The sequence below is a fragment of the Methylomonas koyamae genome (genome assembly GCF_001644025.1).
Classification (GTDB): Bacteria; Pseudomonadota; Gammaproteobacteria; order Methylococcales; family Methylomonadaceae; genus Methylomonas; species Methylomonas koyamae_A.
Map to the genome: position 1 here is coordinate 13,036 of NZ_LUUK01000185.1, position 18,529 is coordinate 31,564.

General features: G+C 57.8%; 17 protein-coding genes. 5 read left to right on the forward strand and 12 right to left on the reverse strand.

Going from position 1 to position 18,529, the window contains the following annotated elements:
- Window positions 1-601: 601 nt before the first annotated feature.
- The 3 genes from A1355_RS16925 to A1355_RS16935 all read left to right on the forward strand — a co-directional run bounded on the left by A1355_RS16925 (window position 602) and on the right by A1355_RS16935 (window position 4,096).
- Window positions 602-2,728, forward strand: coding sequence for a tetratricopeptide repeat protein (locus tag A1355_RS16925; protein WP_157197931.1), 2,127 nt, complete (start codon window positions 602-604; stop codon window positions 2,726-2,728).
- A 194-nt stretch (window positions 2,729-2,922) separates the two neighbouring features.
- Window positions 2,923-3,399, forward strand: coding sequence for a hypothetical protein (locus tag A1355_RS16930; protein ID WP_157197932.1), 477 nt, complete (start codon window positions 2,923-2,925; stop codon window positions 3,397-3,399).
- 4 nt (window positions 3,400-3,403) lie between these two features.
- Complete coding sequence (locus A1355_RS16935) at window positions 3,404-4,096, forward strand: hypothetical protein (protein ID WP_064030336.1); 693 nt, start codon at window positions 3,404-3,406, stop codon at window positions 4,094-4,096.
- Between the two features lie 225 nt (window positions 4,097-4,321).
- Here the strand turns inward: A1355_RS16935 and A1355_RS16940 are convergent, their stop codons facing one another.
- Window positions 4,322-6,028 carry an AAA family ATPase gene (locus A1355_RS16940; RefSeq protein WP_064030338.1) on the reverse strand — a complete coding sequence of 569 codons (1,707 nt, stop codon included), beginning with the start codon at window positions 6,026-6,028 and terminating at the stop codon, window positions 4,322-4,324.
- Between the two features lie 217 nt (window positions 6,029-6,245).
- Window positions 6,246-7,622: a (Fe-S)-binding protein gene (locus tag A1355_RS16945; protein WP_064030339.1), complete on the reverse strand. Its 1,377-nt coding sequence runs from the start codon at window positions 7,620-7,622 to the stop codon at window positions 6,246-6,248.
- Window positions 7,623-7,961: 339 nt separating this feature from the next.
- On the opposite strand from A1355_RS16945, the gene A1355_RS16950 reads away from it, so the two are divergent.
- Window positions 7,962-8,264, forward strand: coding sequence for a DUF6156 family protein (locus A1355_RS16950; protein WP_064030340.1), 303 nt, complete (start codon window positions 7,962-7,964; stop codon window positions 8,262-8,264).
- Between the two features lie 19 nt (window positions 8,265-8,283).
- Here A1355_RS16950 and A1355_RS16955 read toward each other — a convergent pair whose 3' ends face one another.
- Window positions 8,284-8,967, reverse strand: coding sequence for a response regulator transcription factor (locus tag A1355_RS16955; RefSeq protein ID WP_064030343.1), 684 nt, complete (start codon window positions 8,965-8,967; stop codon window positions 8,284-8,286).
- Window positions 8,964-10,316 carry a histidine kinase gene (locus A1355_RS16960; protein ID WP_064030345.1) on the reverse strand — a complete coding sequence of 451 codons (1,353 nt, stop codon included), beginning with the start codon at window positions 10,314-10,316 and terminating at the stop codon, window positions 8,964-8,966. Before A1355_RS16960 ends, A1355_RS16955 begins: the two co-directional genes overlap by 4 nt.
- Window positions 10,317-10,642: 326 nt before the next feature.
- On the opposite strand from A1355_RS16960, the gene A1355_RS16965 reads away from it, so the two are divergent.
- Window positions 10,643-11,176 (forward strand): DUF2380 domain-containing protein, encoded by a 534-nt coding sequence (locus tag A1355_RS16965; protein ID WP_064030347.1) that lies wholly within the window; start codon window positions 10,643-10,645, stop codon window positions 11,174-11,176.
- A gap of 138 nt (window positions 11,177-11,314) precedes the next feature.
- Here the strand turns inward: A1355_RS16965 and A1355_RS16970 are convergent, their stop codons facing one another.
- The 8 genes from A1355_RS16970 to A1355_RS24720 form a co-directional block, all read right to left on the reverse strand.
- Window positions 11,315-12,769 carry a flagellar hook-length control protein FliK gene (locus tag A1355_RS16970; protein WP_064030349.1) on the reverse strand — a complete coding sequence of 485 codons (1,455 nt, stop codon included), beginning with the start codon at window positions 12,767-12,769 and terminating at the stop codon, window positions 11,315-11,317.
- Between the two features lie 29 nt (window positions 12,770-12,798).
- Window positions 12,799-13,251, reverse strand: a complete 453-nt coding sequence (fliJ, locus tag A1355_RS16975) for a flagellar export protein FliJ (RefSeq protein ID WP_064030350.1) — start codon at window positions 13,249-13,251, stop codon at window positions 12,799-12,801.
- A complete protein-coding gene (gene fliI / locus A1355_RS16980; RefSeq protein WP_064030352.1) occupies window positions 13,248-14,597 on the reverse strand; it encodes a flagellar protein export ATPase FliI in 1,350 nt (449 codons plus the stop codon). The genes fliJ and fliI overlap by 4 nt, the downstream gene beginning before the upstream one ends.
- The gene (locus A1355_RS16985) at window positions 14,594-15,298 is read right to left on the reverse strand and encodes a flagellar assembly protein FliH (RefSeq protein WP_064030354.1); all 705 of its coding nucleotides are present in this window, start codon (window positions 15,296-15,298) and stop codon (window positions 14,594-14,596) included. The genes fliI and A1355_RS16985 overlap by 4 nt, the downstream gene beginning before the upstream one ends.
- Window positions 15,285-16,295, reverse strand: a complete 1,011-nt coding sequence (gene fliG, locus A1355_RS16990) for a flagellar motor switch protein FliG (RefSeq protein ID WP_064030356.1) — start codon at window positions 16,293-16,295, stop codon at window positions 15,285-15,287. The genes A1355_RS16985 and fliG overlap by 14 nt, the downstream gene beginning before the upstream one ends.
- Window positions 16,288-18,036: a flagellar basal-body MS-ring/collar protein FliF gene (fliF, locus tag A1355_RS16995; RefSeq protein WP_139306178.1), complete on the reverse strand. Its 1,749-nt coding sequence runs from the start codon at window positions 18,034-18,036 to the stop codon at window positions 16,288-16,290. The genes fliG and fliF overlap by 8 nt, the downstream gene beginning before the upstream one ends.
- Window positions 18,037-18,054: 18 nt before the next feature.
- Window positions 18,055-18,366: a flagellar hook-basal body complex protein FliE gene (gene fliE / locus A1355_RS17000; protein ID WP_064030358.1), complete on the reverse strand. Its 312-nt coding sequence runs from the start codon at window positions 18,364-18,366 to the stop codon at window positions 18,055-18,057.
- A gap of 53 nt (window positions 18,367-18,419) precedes the next feature.
- The coding region (locus A1355_RS24720) for a helix-turn-helix domain-containing protein (protein ID WP_157197933.1) at window positions 18,420-18,529 on the reverse strand (110 nt) is incomplete at its 5' end.

Genomic DNA, 18,529 nt, shown 5'->3' on the forward strand with positions numbered 1-18,529 from the left:
TTGTCCGACACCGATAAATCCGAGTTGTAAGGATCAAAACGATCTTTGATATCAACCCGAACCATGCATCCAGCGGTTATGCAAGGATTTACACCCCTGACAATCACAAAGAACGGCGAGTGAGCGGCATTAACCGCGACCGATAGCGTTCCAACGCGGCATATCCGCGCTTTGCCCTACGACTGCCATTGTAACGAGACGCCAAGCGGGAGTGTTGCACGACCGCATCCCAATCAAGCGCGGCACAACGCCCGAGTATGACATTGGCAACTTGTCAATTTGTTGATCCAATCGTTCTCCCTGAGCTTAATCCCTGTTTTGCTTGGACTACCGCGAGCAAGTCTTTTAGCGTTCGGAAAATTGCTTAGGTTTGACTCGTCGACAATCGCTTGAATCGTTCCTTTGCCTCAGCTGTAGACTTTTGCCAGAGCTTGCTCGTTGAACTCATCTGCATACCGTCGATGCACTCTTCAGCCATGGCCGTCATCGATTTGTAACAGATTGTTACTAAAATCACCCTAGAACATCCACTAGACCAACACCCCCCCCTGCCCGCGGATTTGCGGCACAACTCCAATAGTAACCGTATCGTGAAACGTTCGTGAAAACATTAACTAAGAACACCATCCAGTTACTTTATTTCTTGGCGCTGGCCACTCCGGCTTTTGCAGGTAATTTTGAAGACGGGGTCGCTGCCGCGGCTCGGAACGATTACGTCGCTGCGTTAACGTTGTGGACTCCTCTGGCGGAATCCGGCGACAAACGAGCACAACACAATTTGGGCGTCATGAATCAAATGGGTTTGGGCGTTACCCAGAATTACGAAAAAGCCTTGCACTGGTACCGTCAGGCCGCAGAGCAAAACTATCCGGATTCGCAAAATAACATCGGCGTGTTTTACGACAAGGGACTTGGCGTCGCAAGTGATCTAAAGCAAGCGGCGCATTGGTATCGCTTGGCGGCGGAACATGGCTTTACTGAAGCCATGATGTCTTTGGCGACCATGTTCGATCAAGGTCGAGGGGTGGAACAAGATTATAAAGAAGCTCGCCGCTGGTATGCCAGCGCGGCCGATCGAGGCCATCTGGGCGCCACCGCCAATCTGGGGATACTATTTCAGTTGGGGCGAGGTTTGAATCCCGATCGGCAAGAAGCCGCTCGTCTATTTAGAATTGCCGCCTCGCGTGGCCATAAAGAATCTCAATATAACCTCGGTATTTTATTACGGGACGGCAATCAAATTGACGAGGGTGTGCGTTGGTTGCGGATGTCCGCCAACCAAGGTTTGGCGCAAGCCCAAACCGACTTGGGAGCGCTCTATTATTTTGGGAAAGGCGTAAAACAAAGTTTTTCCGAAGCCGAAGCCTTATTTCGTTCGGCTGCGGAGCAAGGTTACACGGCGGCGCAACAGAATTTAGGCACCATGTATTTTGAAGGCAAAGGGGTAAATCAAGATTATGTCGAAGCTCGTAAATGGTACCTCAAAGCCGCCGTACTACCTGACTCACAGGCCGCGCTGGGCGTGATTTATGAACAGGGGAAAGGCGTCGCAATCGACCCCAAACAGGCCGCGGACTGGTATCGCAAAGCGGCCGACCAGGGTTTAGCCAAAGCGCAAAACAATTTGGGAAACTGTTACAGAATTGGCGCAGGCGTGCCGATGGATGTTGAAGAAGCCGTCAAATGGTACCGTCTGGCCGCCGAGCAAAACCACAAGATGGCGCAAGCAAGTTTGGGCTTGCTGCACCTGGAAGGCAACGGCGTTCCCCGTAGCGAAATCGAAGCCGCGCGTTGGCTCGAACTTGCCGCAAAGCAAGATTTTGCCGATGCCCAGTATCGCCTGGGTTTGTTATTACGCGATGGCGTGGAAATCAAACAAGACCTTTCGCAAGCGGTAAAGTGGATAAGGGCCGCCGCTGAACAAGGGCACGCTTCCGCCCAAGAAGACTTAGGCTCGATGTATCGAGCCGGTTTAGGCGTCCCAATCGATACGAAGGAGTCCGAAAAATGGTATGCCATGGCGGAAAAACAACGCGCCAACGGCGGCGTTTTCCAGCTCGCTCCGATCGAAAAAGTCATCGTACATTCCAAGAATGGTGATGAAGTCCAGACGAACTGGAAAGGGCCGTTTCCCGCCAGTAGTTCCCAGGTTTTAATCGAAGCTAACAACGGCAAAACCGGCTTAATTTACGAGATTTTTCAACTGGATTGGATGATTGAGCAAGCCAACGCTGGCGACTCGGAGGCTGAATATCGGTTATCTCGCTATTTCTGGTCCAAGGATCAACAGGCCGCATTCAAATGGGCAAAAACCGCCGCCGATCACGGCAATCTAAAAGCCCGGTTTTTATTGGGCATGATGTATTTAGAGGGACGTGGCACCGATAAAGACGAGAGCAAAGCCGTGACCTATCTCACTGCCGCGGCGGAACAAGGCAATGCATTCGCGCAATACAACCTTGGGCTAATGTATGCGCAAGGTATAGGTGTGGAAACCATGGATGTAGAGCAAGCGATTCGATGGACAACGTTGGCGGCGAAACAAGGTTATGAACCTGCGGTCCAACAATTGTTGCTGTTGCAAAACGGTAGATTCACCGATGTACCTACAAGGTACCGAATCGAGTTTGCCGAAGATGGCGATTCCAATGACTTCAAAATCAAAAAAGACCGTAATTATTTCCCGGACATTGATCCCAATATCCAACAACGCGACCTCCCGATATGACAATTTATCGCCCTGAAACACAGCGGCAAACGCAGATACGATATTGGCTTACCTTAATATTCAGCGGCCTACTCTCCGCTTGCAGTGCTCCTCCAACCAAGGCGCCCGCTCCAACCGCTCTTGATTCGGATGTCGTCGCCATGCCCAGTATCGGTAACGCCGTATCTCGCCAATCGGTAGCGGGAGTGAAACCGATGACTGCATCCGAGTTAGTTGCTTGCGCCCAGCGTATTATTAAAGCCAAGGAAGATTCAGTGGCCTTGCAAAAGGAAAATGTCAAACTCGCGGCTGAAAAAACGGAATTGTACGAACAAACTCAAGCGTTGGATGAGCTACGCGGACGTATACAAGCCGACAGCATCAAGGCCGTGAACGATTTCAACCGACGCATCCAAATAAATCACGATGATATCAAGACATATAACGCAGCCGTCAACGCCTATAACGACAAGGCAAACGCCCTGAACCTACTGAATGGAAAATACAACACCGAATGCGGGAATCGATCCTACAGACAATCCGATTACGCTAATCTAAAGCCAGACTTGAAAGCGGCAATTGATTCCAAGTCCGAGTTTTCCGATATCCCGCTTATCGAGGATAGTAACGCTGTAAGTGCTCCCGCGAGAAACTCGGGACAATTTCATATTCCCGCCCGCTCAACACGCTAACCTGTTGATCGCTTTGGGATATTCTTACTTAATCTTTGCGATTGCGGTCTTGATCCTGTCAGCGTGTACCCAGTTGCAACCAGCCCGTGTTAGTGATCGTCTAGGCATCGTCAAATTGACCGTCCCCGGCCACTGGTATGACGATACTTCGCAATACCTTGCCGAGTTAAATAGAATCTCTGCAAACCATCCGCCGGACAGCGGAATCCAGTCGTTGCTAATGCTGAAACGGCGCGACCATCTTGCTGATTGTAAGTTTCGAGAGCTACGCTACACCTCCAATGAAGTCGGATACGCTTGGGATTTTGCCAAACTGGCGTCTGAGATTGCTTACGTCAGAAATCGAGTCCTGATGGGTTACGGTATCAATCACTATCTGGAATACGGCCTATCGGTTCCTTGCTGCGATTCCAAACGTTCCGACCGGGCGATACGAATTGCTTTCAAGGCTATTAAACTGAATGGCCAATACAACGGCTGGCAAACCACGCACAAACATTGGTTCGGCAAGGATACGGCTGATAGATCGGCGGCATTAACTATTACCGCGATAATCGGTTCGAACCAAGCCAAGAACAATTCGCCGAAATTTTTTATAGCGGCCGAATGCGCCGTGGACGCCGGGAATGAGGCCCTTCTTGAATCCGTAGAACAAGATGTCTGGACTCTTCTTCATACAATGTCGTTAAATCAGTAGATTCTGCTCGATACACGCAACCACGGCGGCCGAAGGTCTCATACCCAAGCATTCGGCTCGAATCAAAGGATTACCGCCGCGAGAAAACTCGATACATTCAAGAGTCAGCCGAGATACAAACCTAAGTTTCTAAGCCGACGCGCGCTTGGACCACGCCACCGCCGACCGCTAAGTCTCCGATCTGTTTCGCCGATGGCGTTTCGGGCCAGTGTCCTGTTCAGCGTTTCAAGCCGCCTCCCCCACCAACTCCAAGCCCCTAAACACCGAGCAGCGAATAAATACATCCAAGGTCGGCGCCAGTTGTTTTTGCATACAGAACTTGGCGACCAGTTTGGTCAGACCCTTGATATCGCGGCCGGAGGCGCCGGGGAACAACTCCACCAGTTGCTCGATCAGTTCGTCCGAGATCGGCAGCGAGAACTGTTCGGTCATCACCTTCCAGATTTTGCGGCGGTCGGCGCTATTGGGCGAGTGATAACGGATCATCGCGATGCAGCGGGAGATGATGGCTTCGTCGATGTCGTCGACCCGGTTTGTGGTCAGGAACAACAGGCCGTTGAAGTATTCCAGCACCCGCAGGAACACGCCGACCACGGCATTGGAGGCCAGGTTGTCGGCGCGCTTCTTAATGTACACGTCGGCCTCGTCGATCAGCATCACCGCGCCCCAGCGCTGGGCGCGGATCAGGGTTTCCTTCAGGGTTTTCTCCATTTCGGCGACGTTCAAGCCGAGCTGGCCGGAATGGACCCGATACAGCGGCCGCTTGATGATTTCCGAATACACCTCGGCGGTCAGGGTCTTACCGACCCCGGCCGGCCCGGCGCACAGCACCGTGGTGCCGCCGGATTTGCCTTCGACGATGTCGTCCATCAGCATGTCCATTTCGGCGGTCAAGATGTCGATCAAATCGGTTTGCTCGGGCGGCAGGATCAGCTTTTGTTTCAGTTCCGGCTGGTAGACGTAGGGCTGCATATCGTCGACATGGACCCAGACGTGGTGGTGCAACTCCAGATGAAACAGCAGGATGTAGCCGTGTACCGGCAGTTCGGTGAACAAGCCCTTGCCGACCTCGGCCTTGGCTTGCTCCATCTGGCTCTCGGTCTTGCTGTCGTAGCGCATGCTTTTGCCGGCCTTGCGCAAATAGGTGCCGAAGATGTCGCCGGAGGCTTCCAGCGTCAGCACCCGGTCGCTGAGGATATTTTCGTCGTTGACCAGCCGGCACGCGCCGCCGCCGGACGACAGCACCACGGTATTTTTGCGGGTCCAGTCGTTGCTGCGGTGGCTGGCGGTCGGGTCTTCGGCGTAGATGCCGGTACCCCAACCGGAGAATTGCTCGCCGTAGCGGCCGCGCCAATCGAAGTAGCGGGCAGCTGCATCATCGTAACTGGCCGTCAACTCGGCGGTCTCCTTCAAATAACCCTTGCCGGCAAAGATTTCCGGAATGGTTTTGTGGTCCAGATCCTTGCCGCGGATTACCAGAGTTTCGATCGCGATCTTGCCCTTGCTGTTGGCTTTTAATTCAATCAGGATGCGCCCGGCTTCTTCCTCGCCCGGCGGCGTGTAATCGACGCGGGTAACTAAATAAGCCAGGGTTCGGCCGCCGTGCTCGACGTGAAACAACCAGCCGTGAATCGCGCCGTCCAACAAGTAGCTCGCGATGTCCGGCAGCAGTTTTTCCAGATCGTCCGGTCCGTAGCGGCGGTGATCGTCGGTTAAGGCTTGCCGCAACGCCGTCAGCAGCGCGGCCTGTTGCTGATAACTCTCGCCTTGTTGGGCGTAAATGCCGGCCAACGTTTCCATCTCGACGCCGCTGAGTTGATCGTAAAACACCTGGGCTTTATTGCCGAAACGCAGTTGCTCGTTCAAGCCGGTCAGGCGCGGGTGAGCGGTCAACAGTTGCTGAAGATGCGGTTTATCTATGGACAGTTTCATCGAACGATTCCTTATCAAAGCGGCGAAAAACAAAATGGGTTAGCGAGCGTGGACTCGCGGTCGAGGCAAAATCAACGCTGGTTACTCTGAACACCGGTGAGCGAGACATCTCTGTGTCGGAAGGACTTCGATCGCGGTTAAAGCCGCGCTTACACCCACCTTTTTCAATCTCACGAACGCAAGCTCTTTCACAAACATTAGCCGGCTTCTGCTCCACTCAACCGGTGCTAGCCTCTCCGTCCGGTTGGGGTAACGCCAAACACAGCAATTCGGCCAAATGCAGCGGCTTGGCGAAGCCGCCGCCAACAATTTGTTCGCGGCAGGAAAATCCGCTGCCGACCAATAGCGCATCGGGCTCTGCGCGTAGCGCCGGGAACAAGGCCAGTTCGGCCATCGCCTGGGCATCGTCGTAATGTTCGGCTTCGACGCCGAAGTTACCGGCCATGCCGCAACAGGACGACTCGATCAGTTCGAACGACAAGCCGGGAATTTGCTTCAAAATTTTGCGGACCGACTTGATCGAGCCGACCGCTTTCTGGTGGCAATGACCGTGCAGCAGCACCCGCGGTTGACTCGGGATCGCTTGAAAAACCAGATTCCAGCGCTTGGCGCTTTGCTCGCGGACGATAAACTCTTCCAGCAGTACGACTTTTTCGGCCAAGTTACGGGCCGATTCGCCCAAACCCAGTTTCAGGTACTCGTCGCGTAAACTCAGAATACAGGACGGCTCCAGACCGACGATGGCGCGGCCGGCGTCGATATGCTCGCTCAACGCGGCCAGCATCCGGCGGGCTTCGGCGCGAGCTTGGTCCAGCATGCCGTTGGAAAAATAGGTGCGCCCGCAACATAGTGGCCGCTGGTCTTTGTCGGTGGGGGACGGTGCCGCGACATGGACGTGGTAGCCGGCCGCCGCCAGCAAATTTTTTGCCGCCTCGGCCGAGGCCGGGTTAAAGTAGTAATTGAAGGTGTCGACCAGTAACACGACTTGCCGGTCGCTCAACTCCGGGTGCAGGACCAAACTGGATTGTCGCGGCACTTGGAACGGACGCTCGGCCGGCAGCGGCAATTCCGCCTTGGCGCTAATGCCCAACACCGATTGCGCCAGTTTGGCCAACAGCGGCGAACGGTTGCGCCACGCGATCAACCGACGCAGCACCGGCCACTTCAGTAATTTGGGCAGATGCCCCCACAATTGGCGGCGCAACGGCAGGCCGCGCCGGGCCGCTTGCTGAGCCAGGAATTCGGCCTTGATCGCCGCCATGTCCACTTCGTTTTCGCATTCGCGCCTGCAACCCTTGCAGGCCACGCACAGATCCATCGCGGCGACCAAGGCAGGATCGAACAGCGCTTCCGCGTCGTCGGCGTTCAGCGCGGCTTTCAGCAACTTGACCCGTCCGCCCGGCGACAAATCCGGATTGCCGCTAACCCGAAAGCTCGGGCACATCACGCCCTTGTCGGCCTGCTGCTGGCATTGCTTGCTGCCGATGCAAACCGCGATCGCCTTGGCAAAATCGGCACCGTGCTTGGGGATGTCGGCGTAGGCATCGCCCATGCCGGCATTGCGGTAGGACGACCAGTCCAATAACAACTTCATAAATGCTGAACGAGTGAAAACCAGCATCAAGCAAAAACGAAGCCACCCTGCTCCGCCGCCCGAAATCGCTGGTTAGCGGCGAACGCAACGCGGCTGGGCCGGCGCCGATTGTCGCAAAACCGACAATCAATGGCCGGCGCGAACGATTTACCACAGACTTTGCGGGCTTAATCCGGCGAGAGCCGTTGGAATAGCGACAACTCAACGATCAAGCCCTTGGCGTAAGCGCGGTTTTACCCGCCAACCCGGCTCAGCGCGTGGACTCGTCTATGCGCCGGATTAATTTCGGCACAAAACTTGCGGAAATTAGGCTTTCAAAAAATAACGAGGAAACCCACCGTGGAATTGGAAAACTGCGCCTGTCGCTATTTCATCAGCTACAGCGGCGTCAAGCTGCCGCTGAAACTGGTTAACGAACTGCCCGACGCAAGCCATCTGGAAAACCGCAACACCTACTTTCGCGGCTTTTTCGACGGCGACGAACGGCTATTGCTGCTGGAAAAACTGGTTTACGGCGACGTAGAACTGCGCCATCAATATAGCTATCACGGTAACGGCACGTTGAGCCGAGCGGAAATCACCGACGTGGACGGTGAGATCACGGTACTGAGCTTCGACGAAGCCGGTCAAGCGCTAGACTGATCGCACCGGGCCAAATCCGCTAGGTGTCGCGTTCCGGTTCGTTGGGATCGGTCAACTCCAGCAAATCGACGACATTGAGCTTGATCGCCAGCCGGGTCAGCTCGATGTCGCTGCCGACGCCCAATTTACGCTTGATCAGGTAATGGCTATTGCAAACGGTCTTGACGCTGATATTGAGCAGTTTCGCGATCTGTGCCGGCGTTCGCGCCGCGACCAATAAACGCAAAATTTCGAATTCGCGCGGTGTCAAGGCTTCCAAGGCCCAGCCCTCGCCGCCGAGTTTTTCCATCGCCAACGCTTGGGCCACGCTGCCGCTCAATACGTGACGGCCCCGCCGCACATCGCGGATGGCTTGCAACAGCGTTTCCGGGTCCTCGTTTTTACCGATATAGCCCAACGCGCCGGCCCGACAGGCCTGCCAAGCGAACGCCGGATTCTGATGCATGCTGAATACCAGGATTTTGGCGCGGGCATCGCGCTGGCGAATCCGGCCGATCAATTCCAAGCCGCTTTGGCCGGGCAAGCTCCAATCGGTGACGACCACGTCGGGGGCGACGTCCCGGAATAAGCCGTAAGCCGTCGCCGCATCGCCGGCTTCGGCCACCAACAACATATCGGGCTGCTTGGCCAGCAAGGCGCGATACCCCTCGCGAACGATGGCGTGATCATCGACCAGCAGGATGCGAATCGCCGCGCCGTTCATTCGACCGCCTGTTCCGGCAAGGGCAGACTGACCCGCACCCGCAGTCCGTGCGGTTGGCGCACGACCAACTCGAACCGACCGCCCAGCGCGGTCACCCGCTCGCGCATGCCTACCAAGCCAATGCCGGGGCCGTCCGCAAACGGTAGGCCTTCGGCACATCCGTCGTCGCTAATCGTCAATTCGGCGCGCTCGGCGATCGTCAAGCAAATCTCGGCCTGACCGGCACCCGAATGCTTGGCGATATTGTTGATACCCTCTTGCACCAAGCGATACACTGCGGTGGCGGCATCCGCCGTCAAAAGCCGGCAGTCGCCGTCTATTTTTAGCGCGTAACGGGTGTGGTTGGCGGCCGGCCGCTGCCAGGACCGTATCAAGGCAGCCAGCGCGGCCGCCAACCCCAGCTCGTCCAATTCCGCCGGCCGCAGTCGGGTCGTCAAGCCGCGCAATCCGTCATGTAACCCCCGTGTGTAGCGAGCAATCCGTTCGGTTTCGGCCAACAGTTCCGGACAGTCGCGACGAGCGGTTTGGGCGATCGCCGCATTGACCGCGTTAATCGCGGCCAGGGCTTGGCCGAAATCGTCGTGCAGTTCGCGGGCCAGATGACGGCGCTCATCCTCCTGCACTTGCAGCAAGCGCGCCGCCAAGCGCTGGCGCTCGCTCAGCAAACGTTGCTGACTGTCCGCCAAGCGGTTGATCGCCGCGCCAATCAAACGCCATTCCAGCAAGGCGTATTCCGGCAAGCGATAGTCCAGCTCGCCGCGCGCCAGTCTCGCCAAACCGGCCGCCACGTCACCGGCCGGCCGCAACGCCCGGCCAACCGCCAGATAGACCAGTCCGGAAATCGTCAGCACCGTCAGCGCCGACAATTCGGCCAGATCGGTCAAGGTCGCCCAAGCACGCGCCACGGTCAACTCCGCGCCTGCTTCTACAACCACCGTGCCTTGCAAAGCGCTGTTTAAACCGACCTCGCGACGCCCAACCGGCTCCGCGCCGAAACCGCGCCGGTACAGCACGTCGAACCAAACCGGCCACTGCGCCGCCGCTAACGCGGCACCAGTGCAGACATGGCGCACCACGCGGCCGTCCGGCGTCTCGAAACCGACGCACAAGCCCGGCACTCGGCTGGTTTGCTTCCACAACTCGAAATCCGGAAACCCGGCTGCCGACGGATAGCCTGAACGGCCCATCAGTAATTGGTAATCCAATTGGCGGGCCAGCGAATCGGCGCTCGCATCCACCAAGGCATCGACTTGCCCGGCACTGCGTCGCAGCGCGTAATACGACATCGCCAACAAACACAGTACCGCCGCGATCGCGATGCGGGATAACAAATGCCACTTCAAATTCATCGAGCATGCCTGGAAAAACGGATGGCCTCATTGTAAGCAGCCCATCCCGAGCTGCCTAGCAAGTGCCGCCCGGCGGGCAAATTGCCCGAATCGGCCGGGCAAATCTCGGCTGATCCGCTGGGCCGGGCGGCGTAATCTGGCACCACCTTCGCGAAGGACGATCGCCTCCTAGCTGGCGGGTACCAAATCGTCCGGTGGGTGGAAATAGAGGCCGGTAGCGCTGCCGCCGATGTCGGCATGCCGCCAATCGCGGCTAGAGCTGCTGCCGAATCGCCGATTTTCATGCCCGAGGGTCAACCGAAGTAATTGATCACTAGGAGATAATCATGACTAAAACATTGCTGAAACCGCTATTGGTTCTAGTCGGGTTGATCGCCGGCCCAACCCCGGCCGCGCCGCGCATCGCGATCCCCGCTTTCGAGCTAAACGACATTACCTCGCTGCCGAATACGCCGCAAGAAAAACAGCGTACCGCGTCGATGGCGCCGCTGTTGATCGCCGCGCTGTCCCGCGACGGCGCTTACCTCGGCGAGCGCGTCGCGGACGCGGCCTTGACCTCGGCGAACGCCGGCTTCGGCTATTTATTCCACCATCCGGATCTGGCCGCCGATCTGGGCAAAGCCCAAGGCGCGGACTGGATCGTCGTCGCCCAACACAGCAAACCCAGCTTTTTGGTGTCCTATCTTTGGGCATATCTGGTCGATACTCGCAACCGGCAAATTCTGGCCCGCTACGACATCGAACTGAAAGGCAACCACTCCAGCGTCACCGAGCACGCGATTGCCGCGCTGGCGCGCAAAATCAAGCAAAGCTTGGCCGGCCCCAGCAGCGCGCCGGTTTCTTTCTCGGCCACTCGATAGGCAATCAGGTGGCGCGGCGATCGGAATAGATCCGCGAGGAACGACCAGTTCGCGGTCCAGCGTTGGTTAATTAGTAAAGGGGTATCCCTGCTCGCGGCTCGGCTGGCGCATCCTCTGCCAGCGGTTTACCGTATTGGCTTAGGCAAACAAGCTCAGCAAGCCATTGCTGGCGATCGCTCGCCCGGTCTCGATTTCGTCGATGACCGGGTCGGCAACCGACACCTCCTGCCCGGAAGCTTGACCCTGCCGCCCACGCTGTTGGTCGCCGGCCATTTGAAAACCCTCGCGGCCCGAGCGTTGCTCGGACTGTTGCTGCGACACGCTGACATCGGCCAGATTCAAGTTTTGACCGCCCAGCATCTCCCTGAGCTTGGGAATCGCCGCCTCGATCGCCTCCTTGACCACCGCGTGCTGGGTGGTAAACGTGACGTTGGCCTGATCTTGATTGACATCGATCTTGATCGAAATCGGTCCTAAATGTTCGGGATTCAAGCGAATTTCCGCCGACGGTACCGCCTGATTGTGCATCCACAACAATTTCTGACCGAGCTCGGCATTCCATTCCGGGTGGTTGACCGGCCGTCCAATCACAGTGGCTTCAGGCAGCGGGCCTGCATTGGCCGCGACTCTATTCAATTGGCCCACATCCGCCGCGACCCGCGACCAGCGACTGTCGGCGCTATCGCCACTTTCGGCGGACACTTTAACGGCGGACAGACCGCTGTCCGACGACGGTTGCTGGGGCGCTTGCTCGTTGTTGCCGGTCTGCCCGCCGGCGTTACCGGTCGCGGCTTCGGAGCCCGCGGTGGAACCGATGCTGGTCGCCGCCGAGGCCGTCAAATTCTTGGCGTCGTCACCGGTCAACGTTGCCAGCAACGCATCTCGGCCGGCCGCGGTTTGCAATTTGGCGGGCTGGCGTTCCTGACCTATCGCCGAAGCGGTTTGTAAGGCGCTGGCCACTTGCTCATCAGTCTGGGCGGAAACCCTCGCGGCGGTCTGGGTAGAAACCTCCGCCGAGGTTTGAGAACCAAGCTCCGCCACCTTAGCCGCCGGCACCTTGGTAACGCCAGCGGCGTCCAGCGCGGCTTGTAACTGCTCGGTCAAGTTACGGATCTCGGAATCGTGGCTTTGCTCGGTAGACGTGTCGATCTCGGCGACCGGCGTTGCTTGAGCGGCTTCCGGCGAGGCCGGCGCAGCGGCCTCAAGGCTTTGCAACGATTGCAGCACCTCGGCCAAAGCCTGCAAGGTGTCGTCCAGATCGATTTCGGATTTGGCCGAATCCGCTCCGCCGGCTTGACCGACCGTGGTAGCCGGCAAGCGTTTGCCGAATAACGCGGCAAAGTTTTGCAGGGTTTGCCCGTCGATCACCTGGCCTTCGCTGCCCGAAACTTGGCTCGGCAACGACAAATCGCCAGCGGTGCTTGCGCCGCCGGATGCCATGGCCTGCTGCAAGGCCGTCAACTGCCGCATCAGCGTATCGGAAAACCCGGCCGCACCGCCTTCGCCGGAAAATAAACCGTTCAAACCGTTCAAACCGGCGGCATTTTCGGTGCCGGCCAACAACGAAACCAAATTGAAACCTTGAATATTCATGGCGCCACTCCTCGGACTATATCATCGATCTAAGCACGTCCCGTGCCATCGTCGCGGCGCGAGCGAGCTGCCCGGTCGTCTTGCTCGGCTTGCTCGCGTTTTTGTTCGGTTTTCGCTTCGTCGACGGCCGCCAATTCCTTGACGCGCTTCAAACTTTTAGTGCGCTGATGGCATTGTTCCCAAAGTCCACGGGCTTTTTGCAAATCCCTTTCGCATTGCAGCACCTGGCGGCGCTGACCTTCGATCGCCCCGTCCAGCTTGTCGGCGAACGCTCGAAACTCCAGCAACTGACCAACGTTAATCCCGGCCCGCTGACGTGCCTCGAAACGCTGCAAATACTCCAGCCGATATTGAACCAGTTGATCGAGCTGATTTTGCTGATCGGCGAGCCGTTGCTGGCTGGTGCCCATCGCCTCCAACGCTTCGCGTTCCTGGCGAACGTATAAATCGACGATGACATTCAGGCGCTGAGATTTTTTCATCGGCCGCCCAGCAATTGCGCCAGCTCGTCGATGCTACGACTCAAATCGACCGATTCGTCCATGTCTTGCCGCAGAAACGCCATGATGGCCGGATTGCGCTCGATCGCCTGATCGATGCGCGGATCGGCGCCGGGCCGGTAAGCGCCGACGCTGATCAAGTCGCGGTTTTGCTGGTAAGTGGAATACAAACGCCGCAAATCGCGAGCCATGCGCATGTGTTCGTTATCCACAATATCCGGCATCACCCGGCTAACCGACGCTTCGACGTCGATGGCGGGATAATGGCCCGAGTCCGCCAGCGCCCGCGACAAAACGATATGCCCGTCCAACACGCCGCGAGCCGCGTCGGCGATCGGGTCGTTGGTGTCGTCGCCCTCGGCCAGCACGGTGTAAAACGCGGTGATCGAGCCGCCACCTTCGTCGCCGTTGCCGGCCCGCTCCACCAACTGCGGCAATTTGGCGAATACCGACGGCGGATAACCCTTGGTGGCCGGCGGCTCGTCGATGGCCAACGCGATCTCGCGGTAAGCCTGGGCATAGCGGGTCAACGAATCCATCAACAGCAGCACGTTCAAGCCCTGGTCGCGAAAATATTCGGCGATCGCGGTCGCCAATAGCGCGCCATGCACCCGCATCAGCGGCGAATCGTCGGCCGGCGACGCCACCACCACCGCGCGGCTCAAGCCTTCCTCGCCCAGGATCTTCAACACAAATTCGTTCACCTCCCGGCCGCGCTCGCCGATCAGGCCAACGACGACGATGTCGGCATTGGTGAATTTGGTCATCATGCCCAGCAGGATGCTCTTACCGACACCGGTGCCGGCGAACAAGCCCATCCGCTGGCCGCGGCCGACGCTGAGAATCGAATTGATGGCTCTGACGCCGACGTCCAGGGCTTCGCGGATCGGTTTACGGGTCAGCGGATTGATCGGCACGCCGGCCAGCGAGACCTTGGCATCGGTGATCAAAGGTCCCTTGTTGTCCAGCGCCTGACCGGCGCCGTCCAGCACCCGGCCAAGTAAGCCGAACCCGACGCCGACCAGGCTGTCCTGCCCGAGCGGAATCACCCGGCACCCCGGCTCCAGGCCGTGGGTATCGCCGGTCGGCATCAAAAACAAGCGGGCTCCGGAAAAGCCGACGACTTCGGCGGAAATGACTTTGCCGGACTTGGTGACGACGCGGCACAGCGAGCCGATCGAGGCTCGGCAACCCTCGGCTTCCAAAGTCAGCCCCACCATTCGGGTCAAGCGGCCTTCGACGATTAACGGCGGCGGCTCGAGCAAACGTTGCCGATATGGTTGCAAACGTGCCAACCACAACCGTCCACGGTCCGGCGTCGGGATCATCGCTGAGTGTCTTGGCGGCGTTCGCCGCCCAAGACCGTGGCGATCACGGCGGCCAAGCGGGTTTCGACGCTGGCATCGACGCTGGACACTTCGGTTTCGACGGTACAACCGCCGCGGCTAAGCAAGGGGTCTTCCCGCAAACACCAAGGCGGCATGCTTTCGTCCAGACTCAGCGCGGTTCTGACCAACGCCGCGTCTTCGGGATGCAGATTGACGGTAATTTTTTGCGAGGCTAGCGGCAGGGCCTTGACGGCTTCGCGCACCACCGCGACGACTTCGCCGGGTTCGGTTTTCAGTTCGCGGCGGACTAATTGGCCGGCTATCGCGCAGGCCAGTTTGACCAATTCTTCTTCGACGGCGGCGTCGAGCGTTCGAAACGGCTCGCTCAAGGCTTCGAGCAGCACATTCAGTTCGGCGGCCTGCTTTTGCAGCAAGTGCAGGCTGTCTTCGTAACCCTGCCGCCGTCCCTCTTCCAAGCCAATCTCGCGCCCTTCTTCCATGCCCTGTTGCCGACCTTGCGCGTAGGCTTCCGCGTAAGCCTGTTTTTGGATCGCTTCGATTTGATCGACCGTCAAGGTTTCCGTGGCTTCCTTGACATCGACGGGTTCGGAGCGCGGCGCGCTGAAATCCTGCAAATCGGTCCAGCGATTCAGCGCTTGCAGCTCGGCGTCGGAGAATTTATTGCCCTTAGACGAATTCATCGCCGCCGCCGCCGCCTAACGAAATTTCCCCGGCGTCGGACAAGCGTTTGGCGATCGCCAGGATGTCTTTTTGCGCGGCTTCGACTTCGCTGAGGCGAGCCGGCGGCGCGGCTTCGAGGTCGTCGCGCAGCATTTCCGCCGCGCGGCGGGACATGTTGGCGAAAATCTTGTCGCGTAAGGCGCCGTCCACGCCGCGCAAAGCCAACAGCAATTGGTCGGTGGAAACTTCGCGTAGCAGGGTTTGAATGCCGCGGTCGTCGACGTTGACCAAATCGCCGAATACGAACATTTTGTCCTGAATGCGTTGAGCCAGATCGGAATTGGCTTCGTTGATGTCTTGCATCATCGGATCGCTGACCGTGCTTTCGATGAAATTGAGAATATTGGCGGCAGCGTCGATACCACCGATTTGCGACGACTTGACGCCTTCGCTGCCTGTCAATTGTTTTTCCATGATATCGTCCAGCTCGCGCAATGCCGCGGGCTGCACGCCTTCCAGCGTGGCGATGCGCATCAGAATGTCGGAACGCATGTTTTCCGGCAGCATCGTCAGCACATCGGCCGCCTGATCGGCGTCCAACAAGGACAAAATGATCGAGATGATTTGCGGATGTTCGAGACGGATCAAGTCGGCGATCGAGCGGGTATCCATCCATTTGAGCTGCTCGATACCCTTGCTGTTGGCGCCCAACAAAATCCGGTCGATGATACTGCCGGCCTTGTCGGCACCCAATGCGTTGGTCAGCATCGCCCGGATGTATTCGTCGGAATCCAAACCCAGGCCGGTTTCGTTCTTGATCTGAATAATGAACTCTTCCAAGACCTGATCCACCATCCCCGAGCTGATGGGTCCCAGTTGCGCCATCGTCGAGCCGATCAATTGCACTTCCTTGGGTCCCATGTGGCGCAGTACCGTCGCCGCCCGGTCCTGACCGACGGCCAGCAGCAGCAGCGAGGCGCGCTGGGCATGGGATAGGTCATTGGGATCCTCAGCCATTGTCCTTCAACCAGGTTTTGATGACTTGGGCGACCAGTTTGGGATCTTCGTCTATCAGTTTTTGCACGTATTCCAGCCTTTTTTCGTAGCTTTGCGGGGCTTCCAGCAGCAACAAATCCTCGGCGCCGGTCGTGATCGTCCGCACCTCGCCGGTTTCTTCATCGACCTTGACGGCGACCGGCACCGGCCGGCCTTCTTCGTCGAAGCGCACGATACCCCCGGACGCCTCGGCAATGGCCTTGGCCTCTTCCAACGCTTCGATTTGCGCTTCCTTGGCGATCAAGGTCCGCACCGCCGGCCTCAGCACACCCAAAATCAACATCAGCACCACCAGCACGGCCGCCAATTGCCGCATGCTACCGCCAAACCAAGCTTGTTGCCAGAACGGTTCGCTGGGCACTTCTTCCAGCGCTTCCGGCATTTTGAAAGCCACGTTAGTGACAGTGACCTGATCGCCGCGACTGTTGTCGAAGCCCACCGCCTGCTTGACCAAATCACGTAATTGGTTGAGTTCTTCTTGGGAATACGGCAGTTGGCCGAATTGTCCGTCCGCCTGAGCGACCTTTTTGTTATCGACGACGACCGCCACCGACAGTCGCCGCAACGCGCCGGTCGCGAGCCGCGTGTGGGTAATGGTTTTATCGAGTTCGTAGTTGCGGGTCGCGCTTTTGCTGGTGGAACCGGTTTCTCCGCTGGTTTCGGTTTTCTCCTGGCCGCTGGCGACTTCCGGCGCCACGCCTGTCGGCGGCGGCTGGTTGGATAACGCGCCCGGAACGCCTTGTACCTTGGATTGCGAGTTTTTGTCTTCCTGGGTTTGCTCGCTACGCAGCGCCGGCAGATCGGGGTTGAACATTTCCTGGGTTTTTTCGGTCACCGTGAAATCGACGTCGGCGGAAATCTGCGCCCGCATGCCGTCGCCGCCAACCAGCGGCGTCAGAATATTCTCGATCCGCCCGCGCAGATGCTCCTCGAGATTGCGCTTGTAATCGAACTGCTTACTGGATAGAGACATGTCCTCCGAGGTTTCCTTGCTGTTCAGCAAACGGCCTTTTTGATCGACGACGGTGACTTGGCCCGGCTCCATCAAAGGCACGCTGGACGATACCAAGTGGACGATGGCTTCGATTTGTTCCTTTTCCAAGCTGCGGCCCTGATACAGCTCGACCACGACCGAAGCGCTGGGTTTTTTACGTTCGCGGACGAAGACCGACTGTACCGGAATCGCCAACAACACTTTGGCGGATTTGACGTTTTGGATGGTTTGCACGGTCAACGCAATCTCGCCTTCCAAGGCCCGCTGAAAGCGCATCTGTTCGACGTTTTTGCTGGCGCCGAAACCGTTGTCCTTGTCGAGCAACTCGTAACCGAGGCTGGTGCTGCGCGGCAGACCTTGCGCGGCCAGCTTGAGCTTGACTTCGCGGACTTTTTCGGCCGGCACCATGATCGTTCCGGTACCGGTCTCGACCTTATACTCGACGCCTAGCTTGGTCAACGCATCGAGGATTTCGGTGGCATCTTTTTCGGCGACTGCCGGAAACAATAAGTCGTAATGTTGCTCCTGCGACCAGAGCACGACGGCAACCCCAATAGCGACGCTTAAGGCCAGGCCCAACATCAAGCCCAATTGGTTGGACAGCGGCAGTTTGCTCAGGCTTCTCAACGCCGTCTGCATTCTGCCCTTGTCCGTCGTCACCATCGGCAACGCGCTTTCCATCGGTAGGTTTCGGTCTATTTCGCTCATGGCTCACAGCATAGCAGCTTACATGGACATGCCCATAACGTCCTTGTAGGCATCGACCAGTTTGTTGCGGACTTGCAGCATGGCCTGGAACGATACGCTGGCTTTTTGCGAGGCGATCATCACCTCGGCCAGACTAACGTCCGGCTTGCCCATTTCGAAGGATTGCGCCATGTCGTTGGCGGTTTGCTGAGTGCGGTTCACCGAGTCGATCGATTGCTTCAACATCGCGGCGAAATCGCCGGAATTGTCGCCAACCGGCGGTTTGCCGCCGGCTTCGATGGACATGGTCCGCATTTGAGCCAGGACTTGGTTGATATTCATATCTGACATAAAAATGACTCGCTGGTGATTTTATATCGGACAAGCAGATTTCAAGCCAATTTTTAACAAGGAACCAACACCCCGGCCTCCTTCATCCGGGCAATTTTATAACGCAAGGTGCGCGGGCTGATTCCCAACCGCTCGGCCGTAGCCTTGCGGCTGCCGCTGGCCT

Coding starts and splice junctions, on each gene's coding strand:
- A1355_RS16930 (WP_157197932.1), top strand. CDS start 2,923: ATGACTGCATCCGAGTTAGTTGCTTGCGCCCAGCGTATTATTAAAGCC.
- A1355_RS16940 (WP_064030338.1), bottom strand. CDS start 6,028: ATGAAACTGTCCATAGATAAACCGCATCTTCAGCAACTGTTGACCGCT.
- A1355_RS16945 (WP_064030339.1), bottom strand. CDS start 7,622: ATGAAGTTGTTATTGGACTGGTCGTCCTACCGCAATGCCGGCATGGGC.
- A1355_RS16955 (WP_064030343.1), bottom strand. CDS start 8,967: ATGAACGGCGCGGCGATTCGCATCCTGCTGGTCGATGATCACGCCATC.
- A1355_RS16960 (WP_064030345.1), bottom strand. CDS start 10,316: ATGAATTTGAAGTGGCATTTGTTATCCCGCATCGCGATCGCGGCGGTA.
- A1355_RS16965 (WP_064030347.1), top strand. CDS start 10,643: ATGACTAAAACATTGCTGAAACCGCTATTGGTTCTAGTCGGGTTGATC.
- A1355_RS16970 (WP_064030349.1), bottom strand. CDS start 12,769: ATGAATATTCAAGGTTTCAATTTGGTTTCGTTGTTGGCCGGCACCGAA.
- fliJ (WP_064030350.1), bottom strand. CDS start 13,251: ATGAAAAAATCTCAGCGCCTGAATGTCATCGTCGATTTATACGTTCGC.
- fliI (WP_064030352.1), bottom strand. CDS start 14,597: ATGATCCCGACGCCGGACCGTGGACGGTTGTGGTTGGCACGTTTGCAA.
- A1355_RS16985 (WP_064030354.1), bottom strand. CDS start 15,298: ATGAATTCGTCTAAGGGCAATAAATTCTCCGACGCCGAGCTGCAAGCG.
- fliG (WP_064030356.1), bottom strand. CDS start 16,295: ATGGCTGAGGATCCCAATGACCTATCCCATGCCCAGCGCGCCTCGCTG.
- fliF (WP_139306178.1), bottom strand. CDS start 18,036: ATGAGCGAAATAGACCGAAACCTACCGATGGAAAGCGCGTTGCCGATG.
- fliE (WP_064030358.1), bottom strand. CDS start 18,366: ATGTCAGATATGAATATCAACCAAGTCCTGGCTCAAATGCGGACCATG.